The 26,851-nt window shown below is 54.5% G+C and carries 31 protein-coding genes; 16 read left to right on the top strand and 15 right to left on the bottom strand.

Translation table 11 applies throughout. From position 1 onward, the window contains the following. Nucleotides 1-62: 62 nt before the first annotated feature. Both htpX and NM686_RS08360 read left to right on the top strand, forming a co-directional pair. On the top strand, nt 63-938 hold the full coding sequence (gene htpX, locus NM686_RS08365) for a protease HtpX (protein WP_255187424.1): 876 nt from the start codon (nt 63-65) through the stop codon (nt 936-938). 43 nt (nt 939-981) lie between these two features. Further along, nucleotides 982-1,212, top strand: a complete 231-nt coding sequence (locus tag NM686_RS08360; protein WP_255187423.1) for a DUF2835 domain-containing protein — start codon at nt 982-984, stop codon at nt 1,210-1,212. Between the two features lie 75 nt (nt 1,213-1,287). Here NM686_RS08360 and NM686_RS08355 read toward each other — a convergent pair whose 3' ends face one another. Beyond that, a complete protein-coding gene (locus NM686_RS08355) occupies nt 1,288-1,851 on the bottom strand; it encodes a c-type cytochrome (protein ID WP_255187422.1) in 564 nt (187 codons plus the stop codon). Between the two features lie 130 nt (nt 1,852-1,981). Between NM686_RS08355 and NM686_RS08350 the strand changes: the two genes are divergently transcribed. Both NM686_RS08350 and NM686_RS08345 read left to right on the top strand, forming a co-directional pair. Then, nucleotides 1,982-3,649: a putative transporter gene (locus tag NM686_RS08350; RefSeq protein ID WP_255187421.1), complete on the top strand. Its 1,668-nt coding sequence runs from the start codon at nt 1,982-1,984 to the stop codon at nt 3,647-3,649. A gap of 9 nt (nt 3,650-3,658) precedes the next feature. After that, the gene (locus NM686_RS08345) at nt 3,659-4,255 is read left to right on the top strand and encodes an alpha-ketoglutarate-dependent dioxygenase AlkB family protein (RefSeq protein WP_255187420.1); all 597 of its coding nucleotides are present in this window, start codon (nt 3,659-3,661) and stop codon (nt 4,253-4,255) included. Here the strand turns inward: NM686_RS08345 and NM686_RS08340 are convergent. Genes NM686_RS08340 through NM686_RS08330 form a run of 3 tightly spaced genes read right to left on the bottom strand, consistent with a single transcriptional unit; the run spans nt 4,245 to nt 5,686 of the window. Further along, a complete protein-coding gene (locus NM686_RS08340) occupies nt 4,245-4,808 on the bottom strand; it encodes a hypothetical protein (RefSeq protein WP_255187419.1) in 564 nt (187 codons plus the stop codon). The two genes, NM686_RS08345 and NM686_RS08340, sit on opposite strands and share 11 nt — an antisense overlap. Next, nucleotides 4,805-5,185 carry a hypothetical protein gene (locus NM686_RS08335; protein WP_255187418.1) on the bottom strand — a complete coding sequence of 127 codons (381 nt, stop codon included), beginning with the start codon at nt 5,183-5,185 and terminating at the stop codon, nt 4,805-4,807. Before NM686_RS08335 ends, NM686_RS08340 begins: the two co-directional genes overlap by 4 nt. A 30-nt stretch (nt 5,186-5,215) precedes the next feature. Beyond that, entirely contained in the window at nt 5,216-5,686 is a 471-nt protein-coding gene (locus tag NM686_RS08330) for a DUF302 domain-containing protein (RefSeq protein WP_269022724.1), read from the bottom strand. A 17-nt stretch (nt 5,687-5,703) separates the two neighbouring features. On the opposite strand from NM686_RS08330, the gene mobA reads away from it, so the two are divergent. Next, nucleotides 5,704-6,306 (top strand): molybdenum cofactor guanylyltransferase MobA, encoded by a 603-nt coding sequence (mobA, locus tag NM686_RS08325; protein ID WP_255187416.1) that lies wholly within the window; start codon nt 5,704-5,706, stop codon nt 6,304-6,306. A 35-nt stretch (nt 6,307-6,341) separates the two neighbouring features. On the opposite strand, the gene NM686_RS08320 is transcribed toward mobA, so the two are convergent. Beyond that, on the bottom strand, nt 6,342-6,716 hold the full coding sequence (locus tag NM686_RS08320) for a DUF2784 domain-containing protein (RefSeq protein WP_255187415.1): 375 nt from the start codon (nt 6,714-6,716) through the stop codon (nt 6,342-6,344). Between the two features lie 98 nt (nt 6,717-6,814). On the opposite strand from NM686_RS08320, the gene NM686_RS08315 reads away from it, so the two are divergent. The 7 genes from NM686_RS08315 (at nt 6,815) to NM686_RS08285 (ending at nt 12,305) form a co-directional block, all read left to right on the top strand. Further along, nucleotides 6,815-7,945, top strand: coding sequence for a Glu/Leu/Phe/Val family dehydrogenase (locus tag NM686_RS08315; RefSeq protein ID WP_255187414.1), 1,131 nt, complete (start codon nt 6,815-6,817; stop codon nt 7,943-7,945). A gap of 67 nt (nt 7,946-8,012) precedes the next feature. After that, nucleotides 8,013-8,657, top strand: a complete 645-nt coding sequence (locus NM686_RS08310; protein WP_255187413.1) for a DUF3047 domain-containing protein — start codon at nt 8,013-8,015, stop codon at nt 8,655-8,657. A gap of 2 nt (nt 8,658-8,659) precedes the next feature. Next, nucleotides 8,660-9,634, top strand: a complete 975-nt coding sequence (gene arsS / locus NM686_RS08305; RefSeq protein WP_255187412.1) for an arsenosugar biosynthesis radical SAM (seleno)protein ArsS — start codon at nt 8,660-8,662, stop codon at nt 9,632-9,634. Then, nucleotides 9,631-10,320: a TIGR04283 family arsenosugar biosynthesis glycosyltransferase gene (locus NM686_RS08300; protein ID WP_255187411.1), complete on the top strand. Its 690-nt coding sequence runs from the start codon at nt 9,631-9,633 to the stop codon at nt 10,318-10,320. Before arsS ends, NM686_RS08300 begins: the two co-directional genes overlap by 4 nt. A gap of 144 nt (nt 10,321-10,464) precedes the next feature. Then, nucleotides 10,465-11,256, top strand: coding sequence for a sterol desaturase family protein (locus tag NM686_RS08295; protein WP_255187410.1), 792 nt, complete (start codon nt 10,465-10,467; stop codon nt 11,254-11,256). Next, nucleotides 11,257-11,895 (top strand): TIGR04282 family arsenosugar biosynthesis glycosyltransferase, encoded by a 639-nt coding sequence (locus NM686_RS08290; RefSeq protein ID WP_255187409.1) that lies wholly within the window; start codon nt 11,257-11,259, stop codon nt 11,893-11,895. It abuts the gene before it with no gap. A gap of 23 nt (nt 11,896-11,918) precedes the next feature. Continuing rightward, nucleotides 11,919-12,305, top strand: a complete 387-nt coding sequence (locus NM686_RS08285) for a hypothetical protein (RefSeq protein ID WP_255187408.1) — start codon at nt 11,919-11,921, stop codon at nt 12,303-12,305. 469 nt (nt 12,306-12,774) lie between these two features. On the opposite strand, the gene NM686_RS08280 is transcribed toward NM686_RS08285, so the two are convergent. From NM686_RS08280 to NM686_RS08265, 4 genes are all read right to left on the bottom strand, one after another. Beyond that, the gene (locus NM686_RS08280; RefSeq protein ID WP_255187407.1) at nt 12,775-13,098 is read right to left on the bottom strand and encodes a hypothetical protein; all 324 of its coding nucleotides are present in this window, start codon (nt 13,096-13,098) and stop codon (nt 12,775-12,777) included. Between the two features lie 145 nt (nt 13,099-13,243). After that, nucleotides 13,244-14,473 (bottom strand): sensor domain-containing diguanylate cyclase, encoded by a 1,230-nt coding sequence (locus tag NM686_RS08275; protein WP_269022723.1) that lies wholly within the window; start codon nt 14,471-14,473, stop codon nt 13,244-13,246. Continuing rightward, complete coding sequence (locus tag NM686_RS08270) at nt 14,470-15,339, bottom strand: HDOD domain-containing protein (RefSeq protein WP_255187405.1); 870 nt, start codon at nt 15,337-15,339, stop codon at nt 14,470-14,472. The genes NM686_RS08275 and NM686_RS08270 overlap by 4 nt, the downstream gene beginning before the upstream one ends. After that, complete coding sequence (locus tag NM686_RS08265; protein WP_329959178.1) at nt 15,336-15,770, bottom strand: protein YgfX; 435 nt, start codon at nt 15,768-15,770, stop codon at nt 15,336-15,338. The genes NM686_RS08270 and NM686_RS08265 overlap by 4 nt, the downstream gene beginning before the upstream one ends. Nucleotides 15,771-15,841: 71 nt before the next feature. On the opposite strand from NM686_RS08265, the gene ygfZ reads away from it, so the two are divergent. The 4 genes from ygfZ (at nt 15,842) to NM686_RS08245 (ending at nt 20,447) form a co-directional block, all read left to right on the top strand. Next, complete coding sequence (ygfZ, locus tag NM686_RS08260; protein ID WP_255187403.1) at nt 15,842-16,756, top strand: CAF17-like 4Fe-4S cluster assembly/insertion protein YgfZ; 915 nt, start codon at nt 15,842-15,844, stop codon at nt 16,754-16,756. A 14-nt stretch (nt 16,757-16,770) separates the two neighbouring features. Next, nucleotides 16,771-17,613, top strand: a complete 843-nt coding sequence (locus tag NM686_RS08255) for an HDOD domain-containing protein (protein WP_255187402.1) — start codon at nt 16,771-16,773, stop codon at nt 17,611-17,613. Nucleotides 17,614-17,627: 14 nt separating this feature from the next. Continuing rightward, nucleotides 17,628-18,605, top strand: coding sequence for a COX15/CtaA family protein (locus NM686_RS08250; protein WP_269022721.1), 978 nt, complete (start codon nt 17,628-17,630; stop codon nt 18,603-18,605). Between the two features lie 117 nt (nt 18,606-18,722). Continuing rightward, entirely contained in the window at nt 18,723-20,447 is a 1,725-nt protein-coding gene (locus NM686_RS08245; RefSeq protein ID WP_255187400.1) for a DEAD/DEAH box helicase, read from the top strand. A 66-nt stretch (nt 20,448-20,513) separates the two neighbouring features. Here NM686_RS08245 and NM686_RS08240 read toward each other — a convergent pair whose 3' ends face one another. The 6 genes from NM686_RS08240 to NM686_RS08215 all read right to left on the bottom strand — a co-directional run bounded on the left by NM686_RS08240 (nt 20,514) and on the right by NM686_RS08215 (nt 26,713). Beyond that, complete coding sequence (locus NM686_RS08240) at nt 20,514-21,824, bottom strand: YhjD/YihY/BrkB family envelope integrity protein (RefSeq protein WP_269022720.1); 1,311 nt, start codon at nt 21,822-21,824, stop codon at nt 20,514-20,516. A 423-nt stretch (nt 21,825-22,247) separates the two neighbouring features. Beyond that, on the bottom strand, nt 22,248-22,775 hold the full coding sequence (locus NM686_RS08235; protein ID WP_255187398.1) for a PepSY domain-containing protein: 528 nt from the start codon (nt 22,773-22,775) through the stop codon (nt 22,248-22,250). A 446-nt stretch (nt 22,776-23,221) separates the two neighbouring features. Then, entirely contained in the window at nt 23,222-24,022 is an 801-nt protein-coding gene (locus NM686_RS08230; RefSeq protein WP_255187397.1) for an energy transducer TonB, read from the bottom strand. After that, nucleotides 24,019-24,453: an ExbD/TolR family protein gene (locus NM686_RS08225; RefSeq protein WP_255187396.1), complete on the bottom strand. Its 435-nt coding sequence runs from the start codon at nt 24,451-24,453 to the stop codon at nt 24,019-24,021. Before NM686_RS08225 ends, NM686_RS08230 begins: the two co-directional genes overlap by 4 nt. Continuing rightward, a complete protein-coding gene (locus NM686_RS08220) occupies nt 24,450-24,953 on the bottom strand; it encodes a MotA/TolQ/ExbB proton channel family protein (RefSeq protein ID WP_255187395.1) in 504 nt (167 codons plus the stop codon). Before NM686_RS08220 ends, NM686_RS08225 begins: the two co-directional genes overlap by 4 nt. Further along, on the bottom strand, nt 24,950-26,713 hold the full coding sequence (locus tag NM686_RS08215) for a DUF3450 family protein (RefSeq protein ID WP_255187394.1): 1,764 nt from the start codon (nt 26,711-26,713) through the stop codon (nt 24,950-24,952). The genes NM686_RS08220 and NM686_RS08215 overlap by 4 nt, the downstream gene beginning before the upstream one ends. Nucleotides 26,714-26,851: the final 138 nt, after the last annotated feature.

Here is a 26,851-nt window from a genome sequence, read left to right as displayed (position 1 = left end):
CTTGAATTTAACTATTCCGCCTCCACCTCGTTTTCACCTCAACACAACACAGGATTTTTATCATGATGAGAATATTGCTGTTTTTGGCCACCAACGTGGCCATCATGATTGCGATCAGCATCATTTTCAATGTTTTAGGCTTGAAAAGCACATTGGATGCCCAAGGCATCGGTCTGAATCTGGACGCTCTTTTGGTGATGTCGGCGATCATCGGCATGACGGGTTCCGTGATCTCGCTGTTCATGTCCAAATGGTCCGCCAAAAGCGCGATGGGCGTACACGTGATCGACAGACCGCAAAATCAAACCGAACAATGGCTGGTTGGCACCGTCGAGAGACTGGCCCGCCAAGCCGGCATCGGCATGCCGGAAGTTGGTATCTTCGACGCGCCCGAAGCCAATGCCTTCGCTACCGGCGCCAATCGAAACAGCGCGCTAGTGGCCGTCAGTACCGGCTTGTTGCAGAACATGAATGCGGATGAAGTCGAAGCGGTGCTGGGCCATGAAATCAGCCACGTCGCCAATGGCGACATGGTGACAATGGCCTTGATGCAAGGCGTGGTCAACACCTTCGTGTACTTTTTCGCCAGCGTGATCGGTCATATCGTCGATCGCACCGTGTTCAAGACTGAACGTGGCTATGGTCCGGCTTATTACATTACTCAGATGATCGCGCAAATCGCGTTGTCCATCTTGGCGTCGATGCTGGTGATGTGGTTCTCCCGCTACCGCGAATTCCGGGCCGATGCCGGTGGTGCGCAATTGGCTGGGCGGCAAAAAATGATCAGCGCCTTGAGAGCCTTGCAGCGTTCGCATGAGCCGGCACAAATGCCCGGCGAACTGGCGGCTTTCGGCATCAATGGCGGTGGCATGCAACGCTTGTTCATGAGCCATCCGCCACTGGAAGAACGCATCGAAGCCTTGCAAAGCCAACGTTGATTGACGCCCTATCAGTGCCGGCGCCAGCCGGCACTCTCGTGTCATGCCCACCAATCAATTGATCCGCTTCAGACTCAATCTCGGTTACGACCAGTATTTAGCGGTTTACCAAGGGGTTGCCAAAAACGTCACCGTCCTGGCCGACGATGGCCGCCGCATCCTGTTCCCAGCCGGCAAAATCCAGCGTTACCTGACCAAGGACGGCATACAGGGCTATTTTGAAATGGAATTGACCGCGCAGAACAAGTTCGTCGGCATAAGAAAACTGGCTTAAACCAGTCTGCGGCTCATTGCAAAGAACAGTTCCCCCTGGAGTTCACGCCAGGGGGAGCCGTTTGAATGTGAAGATTTACAGCGCTCCCAAGTACTCAGCCAAGGCTTTTATGTCATCATCGGACAAGGTTTTGGATATCGCATTCATCTGGCCCGACTTACGTTCGCCGCTTTTGAAATCATGCAACTGCTTGGCCAGATAGTCGGGATGCTGGCCCGCCAGTTTTGGAAATTGGCCATTCCCTTTCAATTCCTGGCCATGGCAGCCCATGCACATGGCGGCTTTTTCCTTTCCTTTCGCCGCGAACGCCGCATCACCACCCGCCGACTTGCCAGGCAGACTGGCAAAATAAGCGGCCAGGTTTTGCATGTCGGCATCGCTTAAATCCTTGGCAATTGCGCTCATCGTGGAGTTTTCGCGCAAGCCGGCTTTGAAATTCTTCAACTGTTTTTCAAGATAGGCACTACTCTGGCCGGCCAGCGTTGGCCACATCGGGTTGTTACTGACTCCGGCGCTGCCGTGGCAGCCCGCGCAAACGGCGGCCTTGCTTTTGCCAGCGTTGATATCCGCAGCCCGGGCCGGCATTATGCACAATGTCAATAAAAGGATGAAACCCATTTTGAAGTCATGTTTGTTCATTGCAATATCCTCGTTGGCTTGTTGTACAATTTTGAAACCAATAGCACGTGACTAGCTCGCATCATACGCAGCCAAATACCTATTGTGCAACTGGAAATCCCCCTTCCCTCCGCCATGACAAAGGACATTCATGCCCTGGCTGATACAACTATTCAATCAAGATTCAGTACCTCATGCGATGCTGATCATCAGCCTGGTTATTTCCATAGGCTTGGTCTTGGGCAACGTCTCCCTGGCGGGCATACGCTTGGGCATTGCCGGCGTACTGTTCTCGGGGCTCATTTTTGGTCATTTCGATCTGACCCTCAATGCCGAAGTGATGCATTTCCTGCGCGAGTTCGGTTTGATTTTGTTTGTCTATGCCATCGGTTTACAGGTTGGGCCAAGTTTCGTCAGTTCGTTTTTCAAACACGGTCTCAAGCTGAATGCGATGGCGGCCAGCGTGGTACTCATGGGCGCGCTGATCACGGTGGGCATCAGCATGATCGGCAAGATCCCGATGCCGGTCGCGGTAGGATTGTTCTCCGGCGCCACCACCAATACGCCTTCACTGGCGGCAGCACAACAGGTTTTGGTCGGTTTACCCGGAATAGACGGCAACGTTTTAAAAATGCCCGGCCTCGGGTACGCAATCGCCTATCCCTTCGGCATCATCGGCATCATTCTGTCGATGCTGCTGATCAAATGGGCATTCAGGGTCAATATCGCCACCGAAGCCAATGATTTTGCCGATAAGCAGCGGCAACTGGCGAACATCCCGGTTTCAGAGGATCTGGTGGTACAAAACCCCAACTTGAACGGATTGACAGTCGGACAAATCCCTTTTTTCGAAAGCATGAATGTAGTGGTCACCCGTATCTTGCATCAGGGTGAAACGGATGTTTGCATCGCCCGGCGCGACACGGTTTTGCGGGTCGGCGACATTATTCGCCTGGTCGGCGAGCCCAAACTGCTGCAACGACTAAAAATCGTCATCGGCCCCGATGCCGAAATCAACCTGCAGGAGATCGCCAAAAACTTACATACCAAACGTTTGGTCGTCACCAATAAGGCCGCGATCAATCAAACCATCGGCGATTTATGCATGCGCCATGACGTCACGATTTCTCGCGTGCATAGGCCTGACGTCGAATTCACCCCAAGCAGCGCGCTGCATGTGCAATTTGGCGACGAAGTGCTGGTGGTCGGCAGCCGCGATGCGCTGGCCAACATCGAAAAGGCCTTGGGTAATTCGCTGGAAGAACTGGACCATCCGCAAATCATCCCTATCTTCATCGGCATTACGTTGGGCGTATTGCTCGGCAGTTGGCCCTTCTATTTGCCCGGCATCCCTTCGGCATTGAAACTGGGCATGGCCGGCGGCCCATTGTTGGTGGCCATCATGCTCAGCCAAATCGGCAATTGGGGCACGATGACCTGGCATTTGCCCAAAAGCTCCAACATGATCCTGAAAGACATCGGCATCGTGTTGTTTCTGGCATGCGTGGGCTTGAATTCCGGCGACCAGTTTTTTGAAACCTTGTTCAATGGCAACGGCTTATACTGGATGGGCTGCGCGGCACTGATTACCGTCTTGCCTCTGCTGATCATCGGCTTGGTTGCGCGTCTGACCAACAAGCTGAACTATCTGACCTTGTGCGGTTTGCTGGCCGGCAGCATGACCGATCCGCCGGCGCTCGCCTTCGCAAACAATATGCATCCCTCGGCTGCGGTCTCGATTGCCTATGCGACGGTTTACCCGTTAGTGATGCTGCTCAGGATCATTTCCGCCCAATTGATCATCCTCCTGGTCAATTGAGTTCACCCCATGCCGTTATTGCAAGCGCGGGGCAATCTCATTCCCTATGACGGCCAGTTATATCATTGGCCCCGGTTTTACCCGCAGGAACAGGCCGATAGCTATTTCCAGCGGCTCTATCAAAACCTCACCTGGCAACAGGAAAACTTGTTCATTTATGGCCGGTGGCTGCCCGTGCCGCGTTTGATGGCATGGTATGGCGAGCCCGCTGCGCATTATCGTTATTCCGGCGTCGATCACCCGCCATTGCCATGGACGCCCGAACTGCAGACGCTGCGCCTGGATATGCAAAGCGTTTGCGGCCAAAGCTTCAATAGCGTGCTGGCCAACCTGTACCGAGACGGGCGCGACTCCATGGGCTGTCACGCGGACGATGAAAAGGAACTGGGCCCCAACCCCGTCATTGCATCATTGAGCTTCGGCGAAACCCGCTTGCTGCGTTTTCGCCACCCGCAAAGCAGTCGACGACTCGACATAGAATTGATGCATGGCGATTTATTGATCATGGCCGGCGAACTGCAGCAGCATTGGCGGCACGAATTGCCCAAAACCCGCCGGCCGAAACAGCCCCGCATCAATTTGACCTTTCGCAACATCATTGATTAGACAGGTCATGCGGCTGCCTGCGTTTCAAGAAATCAAAGAGGTCCACCTCGATAAAACCGAACGCCACGATCCATAACAGCGCATCGTAGGCATCGAGCCAGGCCTGCTGCCACAGCCAAATCCCCGCCGTCCCGATCAGGCCGGCAAAAATCGTCAGGGTCAGCAACCAAAACAGATTGGCATGCTTCATCACGATGCCCGGCCGCCGGACTTCCAGTTCCATCACGGCAATCAAGGCAAACCACAACAAAGAATTGCCGACATCCAGCCACTCGCTATCGTCCAGGTAACTGAAAAACACCGAGACGATCACGGCAATCAGGCCCGTCCGCACCTTTTTCATTGTGCTTTCGGCAACGGGTAAGCCGTTGCCATGGGCTTCCCACTCGTATATCAGCAGCAATACCAGCCAGGTGGCGGCATCGATGGCCGTGGTCAACGTGTCGACCACGGCATAGACGATCATGTTGACCGTCAGTAACGTCAAGATCAGCAGTTTGGTTTTTGGATACTGCAACGCGGGCAATGACAGACGCAGCCCGGCAACCGTCATTTTACGAAGCAAGCCTTCTCGGCTGCCGCATCGGCTTCCTTCAATTTGGTGCGCAGATCCTTGGATTGTTGGGGATCACGGAATGCGGAGCCGGCTTCGCCGGGCGTTTTGATCATCTGCGTGAAGGTGCGCGCGGCTTCATATTCCTCGAACGTCAGCTGCTCGGCGATTTTGTCGATTTTGCAGCCGCAGGCGTATTGATTGATGTAGTTCAGACCGCCGTGTTTGGCCACGCATTCCAACACATAATCCACCCGCTCGCGGGTAGGAAAATCGTTGATGCGCCCAACGCCGGGTTCCAGGCTGGCACCCTCCTGGGTAAAGGCGCAACCCGCCAGAAAGGAAAGCAAAAAAGCGGCTAGCAGTGATTTTTTCATGAGGCTCGTTAAGGTTGGTTACAAGAAAGTTTAATTCTCGGCGGCAAAATCGACGATTTGTTTCAATTGCCGATTCATATCCGCGGCAAATCGGTTCAATTCGGCATTATCGCCCTGTTCCGGCAGCAAATGTGTCCTGACGATGGTTTTGCCCTCGAATTGATACGTCACCACATTGCAAGGCATGTATCTGATCGCATGCGGCGTGATTTCCAGGATGCTCCTGGCCAGCGTCAGATTGCAGAACTGCACGGTATCGTATTCCGGAAAGCCCTCCGCGCCGCGGCCTCGTATCACCTTGCCGACCCGGCTGTGCCCAGTGATACGAAAATTATGCTCGCCGATGGCGATTTCCAGCTCGGCCAATACCTCATCATAAGGCTTCGTGGTTTCCACCTGATAATAATCCACCCACTCGCGCTGAACGTTGGGCGAACGCGGCGGCGTGGCGCAGCTTGCAATCAGCAACAGACTTGCGACAATGGCGGCTTTCATCAACATCACAAAAGCTTAACATCATGAGCGGGCAAAACAAAGTCAGCGGCGTCGTGCTGGCCGGCGGCATGGCGCGACGCATGGGCCGGCTGGACAAGGGCTTACTCCTGTTTCACAGTCGCCCGCTGGTCAGTTACGCCATCGCCGCCATGGCCCCGCTGGTCGATGAACTGTTGATCAGCGCCAACCGCAATCAAGCACACTATGCAACATTCGGCTATCCGACCATCAGCGATGAGAATTGCCATTTCGACGGCCCTCTGGCCGGCATCCTGGCGGCGATGCAAGCGGCGCATCATCCGCTGTTATTGGTGATGCCGTGCGATTCGCCGCTGATTCAGACCGAGCATTTGCAACGCCTGCTTTCCAGCCTGGATGCGAACGTCGACATTGCCGTTGCCGACGACGGCGCGCGCATGCATCCGGTTTTCGCCGCGCTGAAAACTCATTTGCAAACCGACTTGAAACGCTACCTGCAAAGCGGCGAACGCAAGTTGCAAAACTGGTTCAATCATCAACGCTTGGCCAAGGTCGATTTCAGCGCTGAGCCGGCCGTATTCGCCAACATCAACACGCCCGAGGAATTGCGGACGCTTGAAAGCCTCGAATCGGTAAAAATCGCGTAGCGTCCAAGGCCCTGTCCCCAGTCCGGTCGCCGGCTCTAGGCTGAACGTCGTCCACGCCGATCTAGAATCAACCAGAGATAAAATCCGATGTTAGTCACCAAGACGATGCCGGCCAACACATACTGTATTTGAGGCGTAAGACCCGCCGGATAAATGATGTTCAGCACATAGTGTTCGATGAATCCGCCGGAATAACCCGCCTGCCCCGCTTGTCGACGCAGATGATTTTCCAGATAGGTCAGCGGGCAAATGCCGCTGGTCAATTCGATGAAAATGCCCCAGGCTGCCGCCGGCAGATGGATAAACGGTATCCAGCGCCAGCGGAAAGCCAATGCCGCGCCGAAAACGACGAAGAGTATAAAAGCCAGATGCAGCAAAATCACGGCATCGGCACTCAGTCGAAAAAACATTACAGCCCTCCAGCGATCATTTGCGCAAACTCCCCGTTACCCCAAAAGCATTCTATATTTAGTGCCAAGCACTTTAACCTTTACCCAAGGAGAACAGCATGGATCTTTTTCATTTTGCCGATGAATTCGGCCCAGCGAAAATCATTCATATCTACGAACCCTCCGCGGACTTGAAGGGAATCTTGGTTGTCGACAATGTGGCGATGGGGCCTTCGATTGGCGGCGTCCGCATTGCGCCGGATGTCAGCGTAGAGGAGTGTTTCCGCCTGGCGCGGGCGATGACGTTCAAAAACGCCGCGGCGGGGCTTGCACATGGCGGCGGCAAGATGGTGATCTTTGGCGACCCCAAGATGCCCAGAGAACGCAAGGAAAAGCTGATGCGGGCCGCGGCCGCCTCGTTGCGTCATGAAGTCGATTACATCTTCGGCCCGGACATGGGCACCAATGAGGAATGCATGGCCTGGGTCAGGGACGAAAATGGCCGTGCGGTGGGCTTGCCACGCGAAATCGGCGGCATCCCGCTGGACGAAATCGGCGTGACCGGCTGGGGCGTGCGCCACGCCACCGAAGAGGCCTTGCGTTTCATGAATCTGGAACTGCACAACGCCACCGTGGCGATCCAGGGCTTCGGTTCGGTCGGAAAACATGCGGCCCGTTTCCTGGCCGAACAAGGCGCCAAAATCATCGCCGCGAACGACTCGCACGGCACGATATACAATCCCGACGGCCTGGATGTCGCAGCCTTGTTCAAACTGAAGGATGAAGGCAAAAGCGTGGCCGACTACCCCGGCGGCCAGGCATCGCATCGGGACGACATCATAGGCATAGCCTGCGACATCTGGATTCCGGCCGCCCGCCCCGACGTGATTTCAGAAGCTAACGTGAACCAGCTCAAGACCCGATTGATCGTGCAAGGCGCCAATATCCCCATCACCTTGGGCGCCGAAAAAATTCTACATGAACGCGGCGTATTGATCATTCCAGACTTCATCGCCAACGCCGGGGGTGTGATTTGCGCAGCGCGTGAATACCACGGCGCTACCGTCACGTCCGCCTTGCAGTCCATCGAAGAAAAAATCCGCCAGAACACCCAGCAAGTGCTGGAAATCTCCCGCCGGGAAAACGTGCTTCCCCGGAAAGCCGCCATCGATCTGGCTGCCGCGCGTCTCAAAAAAGCCATGTCGTTCCGGCGCTGGTCGCTGTTTTCGTCAGCCCCCAGATTCATCTGATTCGAGCTGTCGCTTTTTTGCCGGCCTGCTACTATTCGCCGATTGATTCAACTACCCGACGTGTCCGATGAAAACCTTGGCCATCCTGTCACTGGCACTATTACTGACAAGCGCGGCAAACGCCGAAAACCGTTTGCCGATCGGCGAATTCAGCCGCAACAGCCTGGCCGGCTGGGAAAGCAAGAGCTTCAAACACCAGACCGACTATAGCCTGCAAGATTTGGACGGCACGACGGTATTGCGCGCGGTCAGCGACGATGCGGCATCGGGCCTGTACAAAGAACAACGCATCGATCTGGAGCAAACGCCCTATTTGAATTGGTCCTGGCGCATCAGCAAGCGCTTGCAAGGCTTGAACGAACAAAGCAAGCCCGGCGACGATTATGCCGCGCGCGTCTACGTCATCGTCAGCGGCGGTTTGGCTTTTTGGCGCACCCGCGCCGTCAATTACGTCTGGGCCGGAAGCACCTCCAAGGACACGGTCTGGCCCAATGCCTTCGCCGGCGAGCATGCGATGATGCTGGCTTTGCGCGGTCCGGAAGCGCCGTTAAATGCCTGGCTGCAGGAAAAACGCAACGTCCAGGCCGACCTGAAAAAACTGCTCGGCGAGGACATCCGCTATATCGACGCCGTTGCGTTGATGAGCGACACCGATAACAGCGGCGGACAGGTTTTGGCTTATTATGGCGACATCTGGTTTTCCAAGGACTAAACGTGCACGACACCCGACCTTTGCTGGCCGATAGCGACTTTCCGGCCCTGTTCCGCAAACCGCTGGAAATCCTGCAGATCAACCTGGGCTATCTGTGCAACCTGAGCTGCGTGCATTGCCACGTCAATGCCGGCCCCAAACGCACGGAACTGATGAGCGATACAACTTTGGAACAGGTATTAAAATTCATCGAAGCCGTCGGTATTCGAGCCTTCGACTTGACCGGCGGCGCGCCCGAGATGCATCCCAAATTCCGCGAGCTGGTGACAGGCGCTCGCAACCTTGGCGTCAAGGTCATAGACCGCTGCAATCTGACGATATTGGAAGACCCCGGCTTCGCCGGCCTGGCCGAATTTCTGGCCGATCACCGCGTCGAAATCGTGGCCTCCCTGCCCTGCTATCTGGAAGAAAACGTCGACAAACAACGCGGCAAAGGCGTGTTTCAAGCCAGCCTGGCGGCCTTGCGGCGTTTGAATCGCCTGGGTTACGGCCAGGCCGATAGCGGCCTGCAGCTCAATCTGGTGTTCAACCCGCAAGATGCGGTGTTGCCGCCCAACCAGCAACCACTCGAGCAAGCCTATAAACAGCATTTGCAGCAGGATTTCGGCATCGTTTTCAATAAGCTCTATGCCATCGCCAACATGCCGATTCAACGTTTCGGCAGCATGCTGGTCAGCCAAGGCCGTTTCGACGCCTATTTGGCTTTGCTGCGCGCCAGTTTCCGTGCCGAAAACCTGGATAATTTGATGTGCCGCAACACCCTCAGCGTGGATTGGCAAGGTTATGTTTACGATTGCGACTTCAACCAGATGCTGCAAATGCCGCTGGCAGGGCTGGATAAAGCCGGGACGCATATCAGCCAATTGGCGTTGACCAAGTTGAACGGCGCCCCCATCGCCACGGCCGCCCATTGCTACGGCTGCACGGCCGGCCAAGGCAGCAGTTGCGGCGGCGCGTTGGACAGTCACAAAGCATGAAACCCAGACTCAGCATCATCCTGCCGGTTCTGAACGAAGGCGAGTGCCTTGGCGTCGCCTTGCAAGCGCTGCAAGTCTTGAGGCTGGATTGCGAGTTGATCGTCGTTGACGGCGGCAGCACCGACCTCAGCCTTGCCATGGCTCCGCCGCTGGCCGACAAAGTCGTATCCTCGCCGCGCGGCCGCGCCAAGCAGATGAACGCCGGCGCGGACGCAGCCAAAGCCGATATATTTTTATTTCTGCATGCCGACACAGCCTTACCCGATGGCTCCGTTGACCTTATAACAAAAGTCATCGAAGACGGCTGGAACTGGGGCCGTTTCGACGTGCAATTCGACGCTCCGCAACCCATCTTCAAGCTGATCGCATGGATGATGAACCTGCGCTCGCGACTGAGCGGCATCGCTACCGGCGATCAGGCGATTTTCCTGACGCGTAAAGCGTTCGAGGCAGTGGGCGGCTTTCCGGACATCGCGCTGATGGAAGACATCACCTTAAGCAGCCGGCTGAAAAAACTCGGCAAGCCTTGTTGTTTACGCGCTAAAGTCACGACCTCGGCCCGACGCTGGCAACGGCACGGCATACTCAAAACCATTGTGCTGATGTGGCGCTTGCGCCTGACCTATTTTTTCGGCGCCGATGCCGCGGTTCTGGCCGCCCGTTATTACCCGAAAAAACATCAGTAGTCCACGAAAGCCATCAAGGGGTGATTAAATTTGTGCCTGCACCTATCTGGCATCACTATTTATAACGATAACCGTCTGAAATTTTTAGTGATTTTTGTATCTTTCGTGGACTAAAATCTTTTTCCAGGATTATCGGAGATCTTGATGGAAGCCTTGTTACGTTTCGGCGTTTTTTTGTTGATTTTGTCGGTCATGACCGCTTGGGAAGCGTTGAGCCCCAAGCGCCGTTTATCCTTGCCGCGCCGACGGCGCTGGCCCGTCAACCTGGGACTGGCGACGTTGAATGTCGCCGTGATGCGGGTCAGCATCGGGGCGGCGGCCTGGCTGGCGGCGCAATGGGCCGCCGAGAACCATATCGGCTTATTCAATCTGGTTTCGCTGCCGGACTGGCTAGGCATCGTCTTGAGCCTGCTGCTGTTGGATCTTGCGATCTACGCCCAGCATATCGCCGCGCACCGTTGGCGCTGGTTCTGGCGCCTGCATCAAGTCCATCACACCGATCTGGATTTCGACACTACCACGGCGATACGCTTTCACCCGTTGGAAATCATGCTTTCGATGCTGTACAAAGTGGTGCTGGTGATCTTGCTGGGCGCGGCACCCGCCGCGGTAATCACCTTCGAGATGATTCTTAACGGCTGCGCGCTGTTCAATCACGGCAATGTCTACCTGCCCGAAGGCTTCGAGCACCGCTTGCGCTATTTGCTGGTGACGCCCGACATGCACCGCATCCACCATTCGACCTATCAGCCAGAAACCGACAGCAATTACGGCTTTTCGTTGCCGTGCTGGGACAGACTGTTCAAGACCTATTGCGCCTATCCTCGCCAGCCGCAAACCGACATGCCGATAGGCTTGAACGGTTTTCGCAATGCCAGCGAATTGGGCGTTGTCCGCATGCTGGCCTTGCCATTCCAAGCTTTACGCCAGCGCTGAATGAACTATCTGTTCCCGGACAGCGTGTTGCTGATCTTCTGCAAGGCGCCCGTCCCAGGCCAAGTCAAGACCCGATTGCAACCGGCATTGAGCGCGGAACAAGCCGTAGCCGCGCACAGGCAGTTGACCAGACTGACGTTGGCCAGAGCCTTTGCAGAGCCCCTATGTCCGGTACAGCTCTACTGCACCCCCGACAACGAGCATCCTTTTTTTCGCCAATGCGCGAAGGATTACCCACTAACGCTCATGACGCAACGCGGACACGACCTGGGACAAAGAATGTCGAACGCCTTTACCAAGGCGCTGGCCGTCCATCGTCATGCCATCCTCATAGGCTGTGATTGCCCCAGCCTGACCGTCTCCGAGTTGTCGCTGGCCTTCACCGCATTACGAGATAGCTGCGACGCCGTGTTCGGTCCGGCCGAAGACGGCGGCTATGTGCTGCTGGGTCTAAACGAGCCTGAAGCCATGCTATTTGAAAACATAAGCTGGGGTAGCGAGCGCGTAATGGCACAAACGCGCGACTCAGCCGCCAAAGCGGGCCTTGAAGTCTTTGAGTTACCCACTCAGTGGGATGTGGATGACATGGATGGATGGCGTCGTTTTTGTTTCACACAAGGACAGCATCCCTCTGTTTAGCCACCATCGCGTAAGGAGCAAACATGAACAATCACTTATCGTTTCAGTTTCAAAACTTTGAGGGTTATTGTCAGACCTTGAAGAGAGTCGGTATCGACGCGGGTTACGTGATGTACACCAATCACCATGCCAGTAACGACAAGCCCGCGGCCCGACTGATTTCGGGCAACGATGTGGAACTGGCGAAGGCTTATATCGGTTCGCCTTCCGATGAAATCTTCAGGCAGCTGGTCGAAGCAGGAGCATTGTTTGACACCGACTGGGATCGTCGCACTCATCATTGGGAACTCATTGCGTTCGAAGGCTGGGAAACCTTGCACAAGGCCTTTGCCCATCTGCAGGTCAAGGCGTCGCAATCCTTGATGGAACTGACCGGACTGTCGGATAGGGAGTTCATAGACTCCATTTAATGGCCAAGCCTTCTATTGCCGATACCAGGCCAGTCCCATGGTTTAACCTAAAAACATCAGCAGCCCACGAAAAGCACAAAACACACCAAATAAATCATTACGTTATGAACGCATATCGATTCAGCTGTTCGGTGCAACTCTTTACTCTGAAAGCAGCAAAATGTGAGGGTGCGGTTGCTTGTTGGACAGGCGTCGGCGGCAAGGATGCCGCCGTCGAGCCAACATGGATGTATTCACGGCGGCCTGTCCGGCAAGCAACCTTACCCTGAAGACTATTTTCATTTGCCGGGGCGAGGCACAGCCTTCATGAGCGTTAGGATGATAAATGCTTGCAACTTTTCGTGATTTTCGTGTGTTTCGTGGACCAAATGATTTTTCTAGGTTTAGTCAAGCAAGATAGAGAACACTGTTTAGCAGGCAAAAAAAAGGGCTATATGAAATAGCCCTTTTTTAGCGATCCGAAGCGCTGTTATTTGGCGGCTTCGGCCAATTTGTTAAATGCTTCGACGCGCTGTTTGCCGGTATTGGCCAAATCGATGCCATTGTCGATGATCATTTGAATCAGGCCAGGCGTGTTGTAGACGATTTTGCCCAAGTAAGCGACGACCGGCACCGCCAAAATGGCACCAAACAGAGTATTGATACCCAACACGCCCAACAGTTTGGAAATCAGCACAACGATATCCAGCGGCAACAGCACCATGGCGCCGAAATATACCAGGACAAAGAAAGTAAACAGCGCGAATACCACAAATTGCAGCAAGCGTACCAAAACAACATTTAAGTTTTTCATGGTTTATTTTTCTCGGGTTCAATTAAGTAATCTGTTTACGAGGCCAACGCGTCTGATCGCTTACGTTACGTTGCCAACCGCAATGGCCGGACATTATAAAATAAAAGCCCTATGGTTACTTAATTTTTTGGGTTACAGGAGCTCGTCAACTTGGCTCTCGCTTAGCCGAGCAGTCGCCATTATGGGGCGGAGAAGTGTCGAATACCTCAACCCGGTCACGGCCTTTGGCCTTGGCGGCGTAAAGGGCGCTATCGGCCCGATGAATGATCGCATCGATGTCCAGTTGTTGATCGGCATCGGCGGAATTGGGCAGGGCGCAGTACAAGCCTATGCTCAGCGAAACCCGCACATTTTCGGCCTCTACCGGCCATCCAAGGGCCTTGACTTGGCCGCGAATCCTCTCGGCAAGGACGCGGCCATTTTCGCAACTGGTGTTGGTAAATAAGATGATGAACTCCTCGCCGCCGAACCGCACCAGAATGTCGGCACTCCGGACCTGAGTCTTCAGGGTGTCGGCAACGGTGATCAATACCTGATCGCCAAAACCATGCCCGTACAAATCGTTGATGGATTTGAAATGATCGATATCCATCACCAACAGGCAAAAAGGCTGTCCATAGCGCTTATGTTGCGCCAAGGCCAGTTCAACCTGATCGTAAAAGTAACGCCTGTTGTGCAAACCGGTCAGTTGGTCATGCATCGACAGATTGGCGTAATGATCTTTCAAGCGCCGGGTTTCATTGACCAAACGTTCCAGCTCCGCCGTTCTCGATGCAATCTCCATTTCCATTTGTTGAAACAGGCGCCGATTGGTGATCAACTGGCCCAGCACATTGGCATAGACATCCAGCAAACGCATGTGCCAATCGGTAAAAAAGTGCGCTTGCGGATGGGAGACGTTCAACACGCCAATCAATACATTGTGCAATGTACAAACCGGCGCACAGACGATCGATCCCGGCATATGGGCCTGATCGGCCACCTTGGCGAAGCGCCGGTCCTCGAAACAATTTTCGCAGTACTGCATTGTCCGCGTGCTGGCCGCGTGGCCTATGATGCCCTCGCCCAACCGAAATTGCATGGGCCTTGTAGCCCAGGCATGCTCGGCATCCGGCAAATCGACGATGCTCAAGCCGGTGACATTGGTCAACGTACCTTCGTGATCGGCGACAAAAAAAGAGCATCTCTCCATGTCCTGATTACGCAGCAAACCTGCCAATGCTTGTCGAATCAGCGTTTTTTCATCGGCTATTTCACAACTGATTTCCGCCAGCGATTTGACGGCGGACAAGGCGTTTACCAGATCAACGATTAAATCCTGCACCCCGGCGCCGGCCCATTTCCTGATGTCGCCCTTTTTGACTGATTGCATCATCGTGCTCCCATCGCATCCGCAAGTTTTTGAATAGCTTCTTTTTTGTCCACAAGCTCGGCATAGACGCTGACAATGGCGTCCTTGGCAATAAAAGACTCCCAGGCGATCTGCTCGAGCCGCTCGGGCTCCGCGCAGCCTTCTTCGATTAACAGGCAGCACATCCGCTGGCTTGCCCGCAGGATATGGATAGGCTCCGCGTCATCCCCGGTCAAGTCGAGGTCTTCAAAACGCCGCAAAATCATCTGGTAAACGTCGGGCAGCTGCCATTTGTTCAGCAACATATAGGCGACCTGATAATGACTCAGGCCCAGTTGCCGGTTGATTTCATCGCTTAAGGTCAGATAATCTCTCTGCTCGTTTGCCAGCAGCGGCCCCAATTCTTGCGGAAAAAGGTAGGCGATCACCAACACGCCAAGGTGCAACAGCAGCCCCGCGGTGTAAACGGTGGAACTGTTGACGCTTGTACCCGGGTCGCATGCCACCAATTTTTGCGCGGCTACGGCGGTCAATAACGAATGCATCCAGAAAGAATGGGTATCGAAGCCCCTGCACTGGCTGCTATCGATCTGTACGTTCAAGACTATGCCAACCGTCAGGCTTCTCACCAGCTGCAGACCCAGAACCTGAACGATGGCCGTGCGCAAATCATTGATTTGCCGCGCCTGCCCAAAATAGGCCGAATTGGCCAAACCCAGCAAGCGCGCCACCAATCCCGGCGACAACGCCAATACTTCCGCCAGTTTTTCAATCGAAACATCCGGATCGTGAATCGCTTCCAGAATTTTAACGCTGGCTTCCGGCAATGCGGGCAGGCTTTTAAGCCTGTTTATCTTCAACTGGACTGAGTGCTTAATCGGGTCGTTCATCGCGCCTCGTCACGCCCATAAATTGCCAACCTGACTCTCAAGCGCCTGAAATCGTTCGCGGATAATGAATCGCCAACAATCACTAGCGTTCCACTCGATTGATCGTCAGTCTTGTAGTGCAAAAATATCACCGCGCTGGTTATGACAGTCGTATCTAAAATCACTGCGGGCTGGTAAGTAAATTGATCCATCGATACCTCCCATCGCTTGTTTTCAGTATAACGCAGATAGGCTGGCCTTGCTTCGCGCCGCATTGCGTAATGCCACCAAAGCAAAACAACGATGGCCATTAGCAATAGCTGATACAGGATTTGCAGGCCATTGAGCCAGCACGCCAAAATCGCGCAGCCATGCAAAACCTCGGTCAACTGTTGCAGGCGCCGTGATGGAAGAACCTGAAAACGAAAGCTTTCTTGGCAATTTTTTGACATCCTCGAACCGTTAAATCAGAGCGTAACGTGTAAAATAGGTTTCAATATTCCCTGCCGTTCATCTTAAAGCAATGACTGTTCATAATCTGGAAACGCCCTCCATCAACACCTTATACCCCCTGAATCATCTTGCCATCATTGAAGCGGCTGGCGACGACGTGATTCAGTTTTTGCAGGGACAACTGACATGCAACATCAAGGAATTGAGCGATGACAAAGCCAGTATCGCCGCGTTCTGCAACCCCAAGGGACGCGTTATCAGCACGCTATTGATCATCAAAACCGAAGCCCGTTTTCTGTTGATCTTGCCTCGCAGCTTGCTGGATAAAGTCCTGAACAAGCTGAAAATGTACGTCTTGCGCTCCAAGGTGCAACTTGGCGACAAAAGCGATGCGCTGAGCTTGGCGGGACTCGATTGGCCGAATACGGAACTGCCATTGCCAACGGACGATTTTCAGTGCCGCCTCCTTGCCACCGGCTGCCTGAGTATTAAACTGCCCTCAACCACCCGGCGATTTCTTTGCATCATGGACCAGGCAACGGACGCAAGCGGAATATTCAAAGACTTCATCCGCGGTAATGGCGAAACCTGGCGTTATCGGGACATATCGGCGGGTTTTCCATGGTTCGACCTGGAACAATCCGAACGGCACATTCCACAAATGCTGAATATCGATCAACTAGGCGGCATCAGTTTCAACAAAGGCTGTTATACCGGCCAGGAAATCGTCGCCCGCACGCATTACCTGGGCAAAGCCAAACGGCAACTGGTGCTGGCGGAATGCAACCGTGGCCTGACAATGATAAGCAACCTTTCGGTAAAAGACGCGCAAACACAAGAAAAAATCGGCGAAGTCCTCGATTTGCAAGCGCTTGGCGAGACCACGCGTTTGCTGATAGTCCTACAAACAGTTGATGGTGAAGCAAAAAACCTTATACTTGACGACTGCGAACAAACGCCTGTCGCGCTGATTTCCTTTCAATAGCCAAAATTCCGATCATGCAATTCAAATCTGTTCAAGACTTTCTTGTTCATGTCAAAGCCGAACTGGAAGCCAACCGCCTGGTGCTGCCGACTTTGCCGGACATTGCCTTGAAAGTTCGCGATGCCGTTTCCAAGGGAGATGCGTCCGCGCAGGAACTGGCAGAGATGATTGCAACCGATCCCGCAATCTCGGCGCGCCTGATCCAGGTCGTCAACAGCCCGTTGTACCGCGGCACCAACGAAATCAAAAACATCCAGATGGCGGTCACCCGCCTCGGCAATAGTACCATTCGCACGCTGATCACCAGTTTGGTCATGCAACAGATGTTCAAACCGACCTCGGCCTTGCTGGAACATTATTTCCGCACGATCTGGGAACAGGGTGTCAACGTTTCCGCCATCAGCCGCGCCCTGGCGGCATTGGTCCCCCACCTGAATTCCGACGAAGCCATGCTGGCCGGACTGATTCACCAGATCGGCAAGTTGCCGATTTTGACGTTGGCCGAAAAAATCCCCGAATTCAGGGACAGCCCATCCCGCATGGAAAAGTTACTGGAAAAAGCCCACCCACACGTCGGCAAGATCATCATGGATACCTGGAATTTTCCACAGGAACTGAAATCCGTAGCTTCGGACTACGTCGACTTCCAACGCGACCATCCAGGCTCGGCCGATTATGTCGATCTGGTCCAAGTGGCTTTCTTGCAAAGCATAGCAGGCACCGACCACCCCGCCTGCCGCGTCGATTGGTCCACCGTGCCGGCATTCGCCAAGGTCGGCCTGCAAACCGACGTGGAAATCCTGGAAATCGAAGGCGTTTCCGAAGAAATCGAACTCGCCCAAGCCATGCTCATATGACGTTCAATCCGACGATGATAGACTCAAAAGCCGCAGCCCGTTTTCGCCGCTTAGGCACGCTGACCATATTTGCCGTATATTTCGTCATCCTCGTGGGCGGCATCGTCCGCGCCTCGGGTGCCGGCATGGGCTGCCCAGACTGGCCGACCTGCTTCGGCCAATGGGTGCCGCCGACCGACGAATCGCAATTGCCGCCCAATTACCATGAAATTTACGCGGCGCGCGGCTACGAAAACACCGACTTCAACCCGGTCAAGACCTGGACCGAATACACCAACCGCCTGGTTGGGGTAACGATAGGCTTTTTGATTTTCTTGACCGCCTGGTCGTCGCGCATCTATCTGAAAACCGATAAACCTACGTTTTATCTGGCCTTGTCGGCCTTTTTCCTGGTCGGTTTCCAGGGATGGCTGGGCTCGGCCGTCGTCGCCAGCAACTTGAAACCGCTGATGATCACGCTGCACATGCTGCTGGCCTTGTTCATCGTCGCCTTGTTGATCTACGCGATCAGCCGCTCGCAAAAAACGCTGCTGGCTGGCTTGAATACCGACTGGGTCAGCCCGCGCTTTGCTTTGATATTGAAAATCGCGATGGGCATGACCTTGATTCAGGTAGCGATGGGCACTCAGGTGCGGGAGGCGGTCGATTACATCGCCCACGAACATAGTTATATCGACAGACAATATTGGCGCGACAGCTTTCCCATCATCTTTTATGTGCATCGCTCGTTTTCGTCGCTCATTTTGTTCACCAATGCCTGGCTGGCCTGGACCGTGTACAAAAACGTCGAAGCACACAGCTTGTTATTGAAAGTGGCTTATGCCTTGATGGGCCTGATCGTCACGGCGATTCTGGCCGGCGTCAGCCTGGACAGACTGGGTTTTCCGGCCTTGGCCCAACCGATTCATTTATTGATGGCGAATTTGATCTTCGGCGCGCAATTTTTTCTCTTCATCTGCCTGCATTATTCGTGGCGCGAAACCCGCGCGTGATACCTACAATTTAGCCCGTGGTTCCATCAATCGAGCATTGTGCCGCCAATCTGCGGTACAATGCCACTATTGCCTGCCGTCTGCAGGCAGTTCTCTTTATTCTCTACAGGTAATTTAATGTCCGATAGCCCCACCCTCACACCTTCCTTCAAAGATTTAGCATTATCCGAGCCGGTTTTAAAAGCCCTGCAAACCATCGGATACGAAACTCCTTCACCGATCCAGGCGCAAATCATCCCCTTCGTGATGGCGGGCCGCGACGTACTCGGCCAGGCTCAAACCGGTACCGGTAAAACCGCCGCCTTTGCCCTGCCGATACTGACACGCATCGACATTAAACAAAAAGAACCGCAAGCCTTGGTCTTGGCGCCTACCCGTGAATTGGCGATTCAGGTGGCCGAAGCCTTCCAAAGCTACGCCGCCCATATCAAAGGCTTTCATGTGCTGCCGATTTACGGCGGCCAGGATTACAGCGTGCAATTGCGCCACCTGAATCGCGGTGCCCACGTCGTGGTCGGCACGCCCGGCCGGGTCATGGATCATATGCGCCGCGGCACCTTGAAGCTGGATCAATTGAAAACCCTGGTGTTGGACGAAGCCGACGAAATGCTGCGCATGGGCTTCATCGACGATGTCGAATGGATTCTGGAACAAACGCCGTCCAGCCGCCAGACCGCGCTGTTCTCGGCGACCATGCCGACCGAAATCCGCAAGATCGCTCAGCAGTATCTGAACAATCCTGAACAAGTCACGATCAAGGTCAAAACCACCACGGCCGCCAACATCCGCCAGCGTTACTGGTTCGTCAGCGGCCTGCACAAAATGGACGCCCTGACCCGCATTCTGGAAGCGGAAAACTTCGATGGCATGATCATTTTCGTTAGAACCAAAACCGCCACGATTGAAGTGGCGGAAAAACTGGAAGCGCGCGGTTTTTCCGCGTCGGCGATCAACGGTGACATGTCGCAGGCCCTCAGGGAACGTGCGATTGAAAATCTGAAAAGCGGCAAGCTGGACATTTTGATCGCCACCGACGTCGCGGCCCGTGGCCTGGACGTCGACCGCATCACCCACGTCGTCAATTACGACATTCCCTACGACACCGAATCCTACGTGCACCGCATCGGCCGTACCGGTCGCGCCGGCCGCACCGGCGACGCTATTTTGTTCGTCTCCCCACGGGAAAAGCGCCTGCTGGCCAATATCGAACAGGCCACCAAGCAAAAAGTTGAAGAAATGCAACTGCCTTCGACCGAATTCATCAACAACGCCAGAATCAACAAGTTCAAACAAAAGATTACCGACACGCTGGCGACCGAGGAATTGAGCTTTTACACGCAATTGATCAATCAATATCAGGTCGAACATGACGTACCGGCCATCGACATTGCCGCCGCGCTGGCCAAATTGCTGCAAGGCGACACCCCGTTGCTATTGAAAGATGCCGGCAAAAAACCGCGCAAGGAAACCTCGGAAGACAAACGCCAGGACAAGGAACGCGGCCCGAAACGCGAAAGAAGCCGCGCCGGTGCCGTCGAGATGGAATTGTTCCGTATCGAGGTTGGCCACAACGACGGCGTCAAGCCGGGCAACATCGTAGGCGCCATCGCCAACGAAACCGGCATCGACGGCGATCATATCGCCCGCATCAAAATCGAGGAAACCTACAGCACGGTGGAATTGCCCGCCGGCATGCCCAAGGATTTATTCCAGGCCTTGAAAAAAGTGCGCGTGGCGGGCAAACCGCTGAACATTTCCAAACTCGACCCTGCTTTGATCAAAAAAGCCAAGAACAAAAAGCGCGTCGGCTCGACTTCGAAACGCGGCAAAAACAAAGACTGATCAAGCCCCTCGCTACGGCGCCCACCGGCGCCGAAGCGGACGCATGCCGGTAGCCCGTAAGTCAGGTCATTCGCATCCTGACGGCCGGGTACCGGCAATATCTTTGACGATATCCCGCAAACTGCGCTCCCGTAAAAGCTGCCGGGGATACTGAGCCAAATCATCCAACAGCACCTGCACGACCGTTTCAGCTTCGCCATGCCGAGTCAACTGATCGCCCGTGGCTCGAATGACCCGCACGATGTCCCGCAGCAGGATCGCATCGGTATCGTGAGCCAGCACGTAGCCGCCCCCATCGTCTTCCGACTGGACCAAAAAGCCGTTTTTCATCAAACAGCTCAATATTTCCACGACGGGCTCCCACGGCAAATCGACCCGGTCGGCCAAATCTTGCAACGTGCAAAGCTTACCGCCTGTCAGGTGCTGGCGTCCTATCAGGCTCATCAGCAAGATGGCCAACTGCTCCTGGGATTCGATACTCAAATGAGGCCGGCGTTTGGCATAGCCCAAATAACGCGGAAATTGCCGGTAAAATACAAACACGCCGCCCAGCAACAGAATCAGCCAGCTGATATACAACCAAACCATCGACAGCAAGATCAACGCAAAACCGGAATAGATGGCGCTATATTGCGCGGAATTGGCGATGAATAGCCCAAACAGCATTCCGATGATCTTCCATGCCACGCCGGCAAAAAATCCCCCCAAGACAGCTGGCCCCAATTTGACCGTGGTGTTGGGAATAAACGAATAGGCAAAACTAAAAGCCGCGGCGACCAATACATAAGGCAAGATCAAACCAGCCAGATAATAGGCAGTACCGAAAGGCTCCAGCGCTATCAAATGCTGCACGACAGCCAGATTCCGCATCGATGCGGTGATGCCGATCGCGGAAAACAACAAGACCGGGCCTATCAAAACGACGCTCAAATAATCACTGAAGCGCCGGTATAAGGAGCGCGGCTTGTCGACTCGCCAAATGTGATTGAAACAATCCTCGATCTGTTCCAGCAGCGATACCACGGTGTAGAACAACATCAGGAAACCGACGAAACCCAACACCCCGACCTGGATGTTTTCCACGAAGAAAATGATATTGCCGGAAATCTCCACGCCTTTTTCACCCAATGGCGCCAGGAATTCCCGCAGCAGAGGCTCTATCTGGTTGTGTACCCCAAAGCCCTTGAGGATGGAAAAACTCACGGCCAAAAGCGGCGCCAAGGACAACAAGCTGGTGTAAACCAAACTCTTGGCTCGTAACGCCAACCCATCGTCATGCAATTCGCGCATCATCACCGACGTCAACAGCCTCATCCGTCGCAGGCTGGTCTGAAGATAACGAGTAAGACAGTGAAGGTTTTGAAGTGACGATGTCATGCCGGATCCACGGATTTTCGAGACCACGCCATTGGTCTCTCTACAGGGCTTGATGATAGGCGACGAATGGTCATATGCTTAATGTCATCCCCCGCAGTCCCTGGTGACTGTCGTGAAAATCGCTCCGATACGAGAGAGGATGGAGTTTGTTTGAACCTAAAAACATCAGTAGCCCACGAAAAGCACGAAATACACGCAAGCAATCCATGTGTTATCAACTTTATGCATTCACCTGTTGGCTGGCATTGTTCTAGGTGATACCTGTTTGAAATTTTCGTGCTCCCTTCGCCCGCGCTCAAGACAAATTCTGTGTCTTTCGTGGACCAAAGCCTTTTTCCAGGTTTGAAGAACCCGAGCCTGTCAACTCATTCCCGCTGACTTCCAGGGCCTGCTAGGAGTTGACAGACTGAGTGGAGATTGCGCTTATTCTTTGCCGATTTGATAGATTTCACTATTGGCTTCGACGATTTTGCCACTGGTGGCATCGACTTCGACTTTCATCTCCTTGCCGTCCTTGCCCTTGATATCGAATTCGTAGGACGCCGCGCCGTCGGGCTCGATTTCATATTCGACTTCGACGATGTCACCCGGATAAGCCGCCAAAGCAATTTTCCGCGCTTCTTCCTCGCTGATTTTCAGTTTGCCCTTGAATTGCGCCTCGTCGGCATCTTTGACTTCTTCTTCAATTTCGCTGATCTTGCCGGTTTTGGTGTTGCATTCGATATCCCAGGCCTTGCCGTCCGGCGTTTCGATATCGAACTCGTAGGTGGGAACATTGTTCTCCATTTTCAATTCGACCTTGACGACCCCGCCGTTTTTCTCGGCCAGCGCGGCATGCAGGCAATGCTCCAGACCGAATTCGGTTTTCGGGAATTGCGCGTGAGCAACGCCGACGCAGCCGCTCAACAAGGCCGTAGCGAACAAATATTGTGACTTTTTACGGGTTTTCATGATTGATACCTCATAACAAAATAAACGAACGGTACCCGTCTCAAAGCCGGGCGCCACTATTTCGGACCATTCGGGCACGGTCCTAAGGAATGTGTGGGAAATAAGCTCGACAATGGTAGGTGAGAATTCAATCGCACTGTGCGGATAAATCCGCACCTACACCGAATACTTGCATAGATTATTTCATGTTCATTCCTAAGCACCACCGTCAATGCGCGCATGGCACGACGCTGGCGACTATTGGGCTTTAATCATCCCGTTGTCAACCTTTCTCGGCAACGGGATATTTTTTCATGCATGAATCCGCGCGCCAGTCCACTGATGGTCTTTGCGCAACGGAGCGCGCATAAAATAACTTCCTCACGTAGGCGAATGAATTCGCGCAATTCCCTGATTTATTCCATGCCCATTACAACGCGGACTAGTATAACTTCTTTCAAAAGCCGTCAACGTGTTTCAAGCCGAAAATCGACGCGTTGCAAAGCCCGCTGTTCAATCGCTTGCCCGTTTTTATAGGCCGGCTGGAAACGCCATTGTTTGATGGCCGCTAAGGCAGCTTCCTCGAATACCTCTTTGGGCTTGGCATCGACGACTTTGGCCGCGCTGACTTTGCCCGACGGGTTCACGATGATTTCCAGCTGCACCCAGCCTTGTATGCCCAGGGAACGCGCCCTGGGCGGGTAATCGGGCAATACGCGGGATAAAACCACCAAGCGGCTTTTCGCATAACCTGCCCCCTCCCCATGTTCGTCTCCGCCAGCGCTCTCGCGCGGCTCGGGCTTTTTGGCCACGTTCCATTGGCCGGGCGGCGCGGTCAGACGCTCGTCCGTGCCCGGCACGCCTGGAAAGACCACACCATCGCCATGCGCCGGAATATCCAGCCGCGGCGCAGCCACGCCAGGCTGCTTTATTGGGGATTTGGCCGGTTTCCCGGTTCTGGCTGCCGGCTTTTTGCCGACGGTAGTAGTATTTTCGGCCGCAGGCTTGGGTTTTGTCGCAGCCGGCTTGTCGGTCACCATCTCCTTGGCCTCGACTGCCGGCGTTGGCGGCTCTTTACGGGTGGGGCGAAATCGCACGAAATCCACCGGCTGCAGATTGGGCGTTTGCGCCAATTCCCGCTGCCGTTCGCTGATCAGGCCACCGATCAACAGCAATAAACCGACGTTGATGGTCATGGCAGCAATGATCGCCCCGCTCATCACCAACATTTTTCGATTCGGTTTGTCGGCCGCGAAGGCGAGTGTCATAGCGCTTCGCCCGCCGAACTCGCGGCTACGGAAATATCGGCAAAGCCGGCCAAACGCAATTGATCCATGGTTTTCACCAGCAAGCCGGTGCTGGTTTGCTGATCGGCCAGGATAATTGCGGAACGTTTGGAACTCGTCAGTTTCAACTCTTCAATGCGCGCCCGCAGACGACGAATATCGACCACCGCGTCGTTTAGCCAGATTTGTTCGTCGGCGGTAATGGTCACGATCAGTTCGGCGCCGGACTGAGGAAGCGCCGTGGCGGCCTGGGGTCTGCGCACCGTGACCGATGACTCTCGAATGAAAGAGGCCGTCACCAAAAAAAAGATCAGCAGGATGAACACCATGTCTATCAATGGCGTCAGATTGATGGCATCGGCGTTATCTTCTTCCGGGCGCAGGCGTGAATTAAAAAAACCGCGTTTTCTCATGGCTTTAAGCCTTGCCCCAGCCTTATTTCGTCCGCGTTGGCGCGTCTATGCAAATCATAGCCCACCCCGACGCCGAATAAACCCATCACCAAGCCGGCGAGCGTGGTGATCAGGGCTTGCGAAACACCCCGCGCGACGATGCGCGTCTCGGAACTGCCAAACACATGGATCAAATCAAAGGTTTCCACGATGCCCGTCACCGTCCCCAGCAAGCCCAGCATGGGCAATATCCCGGACAGCGTTCTGATCAAGCGTAAGTTACGCCGAATCGCCAATAGGGTTTCGGCGCGCGCCAAAGTGCGCCGGGCTTCGGTATCCGCGATACGCATCCAATAAGTCAGCAATCTTGGATAGGTAACCAGCAAAAACCAGTAACGCTCCAAGACCAGGGTCCAAAGCAGAATGGACACCAATACCAGCGGCCACATCACCGGTCCACCCAGGGCCATCAAGTCCTCGATATATTGCTCACCGCTTTGCAGCGCTTCCAGCCAGTTCATCGCACTACCGCCGCGGGATGGCCTGCGTCCAGGGTTTGCTGCTCCAGACGTTGCGCCAGCGCCGCCGCGGCATGCGCTTCCAGTAAAATGCCGAAAGCCTGGCTCTGACTGCTCAACACGCTGTGCAACAGCAAGATCGGGATCGCCGTCACCAGGCCTTCGACCGTGGTGACCAGCGCTTCGGAGATACCCCCAGACATCAGTTTCGGGTCACCGGTGCCATGCATGGCAATGGCCTGAAAGGTTTCTATCATGCCGGTCACCGTGCCGAGCAAGCCCAGCATCGGCGCAATGGCGGCGATGAGTTTTAAAAAGGTCAGCGCATAATCCAGCCGGGCTTGTTCCTCGATCAAGGCTTCTTCAACCAGCAACGACAAGGCGTCGTGATTGGTCATGGGCGCGTGCTCGACCTTGGCCAATATCCGCCCCAACGGGTTATCCAGCCGATGTTCCCGGCTTTGCAATTGCTTGCGCATGCGTTTGCCTATCAGGCTGAGATGAAAAAATCGATATCCCCCCAAGAGATAGGCAAACCCCGCCAACAGCAGAATCAAATATCCAACAGGACCGCCTTGGGCTATGCGTTCCGATAAATTCGGAATTTGCACCAACAATTGCAAGGCCTGGCCTGCCGACGGGTCGATAGCCACATTCGCCAAGGTTGTCGTATCCTGGCGCGCGAATGAATCGGCCATGTCCAACATGCCTGCTGCCGGCTGTCGAGGCAATTCCAGCAGGCGCCCTAATTCCAGGTCATAGCTCAGGTAGCGACCTGCGGCAAGCAGGGTAAAATTGCCGATTCGCAGCACCTCACGCTCGGTCGCATGGCCATCGGGGGCATAGACTTGCGCAGGGAAACGCGTAATGCCGGCTTGCGCGCGTAATAGATCATTCGTCAACGCAAACAATCTGGCCAATTCATCGAGGCTGGGTATGTGGCGTTCACCGGCAAACAGCGCCAGCAATTTTTCGGCCCCTTCATCGCCCGCGCCGGTCAGCGACAAGGGACCATAGCTATCGAGTGCGGCCGCATACGCTCTGGTTTCGGCCAACAGGCTTTCCTTGTCGACGCTGTCGCTCTGTTGTGCAGTATTTGCCGTTGCATCCATTCCAGCCGCCCAATGCACGGCCGGGGGTTGCGCCGTGGCATCCTTGACCTGTTCCGCGCCAAACAACGGCAACACCATCAATTGCGGCGGCTCCAATTTTTTGGCGATACGCAAGCCTTGCGTGATCTTTTCGTTGTCTTCATTCGACAGGCGCAACCACTGCCGACGGTGACTATCCCATATGGCGGATTCGCGACCGTTCAAGGTTTGGTAATACAATGCCAGCCGACCGATGCGCAAGAATTCCACCAGGCGACTGTCCGCGTCACTGCTCAGCAACTCACGATAGGCTTCTATGCTGTTGGCATAATCCAGCTCGATGCGGTAAGCCTCCAGCAGGCGCCGGTATTTCTCGGTCAAGGCCTGCGCGGTATCGACCGGCAATTGACTGACTCGCTGCAAACGCGACTGGCGCTCGTTCCACAAAAAGGGCGGGTCTTGCTCGAGCCGTTGTTGTAATGCCGATAAGGCAGCGTCGATCAACTGCTTGTATGGTTTATCCGTTGGGCTGACCGAATCGCTGGCCATGACGGATGGCTTGGGCTCTATACTGGCGTTATCGGTTTGCGGCTTGGCAGCCAAGGCAAGGGCCTGAAAACAAACCCAAAAAATGGCGGCGAGCGCTGCTCGGCTTTTAAGACAAATCGGCATGATGGCAATGAGGCAGGCGGCAGGCTCGGTTCAATCGGCAACGGTATAGTCTGAAGACAAAGCACGCAATAGGAAAAATTCCTGTAATTGAATAGCCTGATGCCAACAACTAAGGTCTTGATAACGACAATGATAGAG

This window comes from Methylomonas rapida, assembly GCF_024360925.2.
Taxonomy (GTDB): domain Bacteria; phylum Pseudomonadota; class Gammaproteobacteria; order Methylococcales; family Methylomonadaceae; genus Methylomonas; species Methylomonas rapida.
This window is presented reverse-complemented; position numbering and strand designations above follow the sequence as displayed.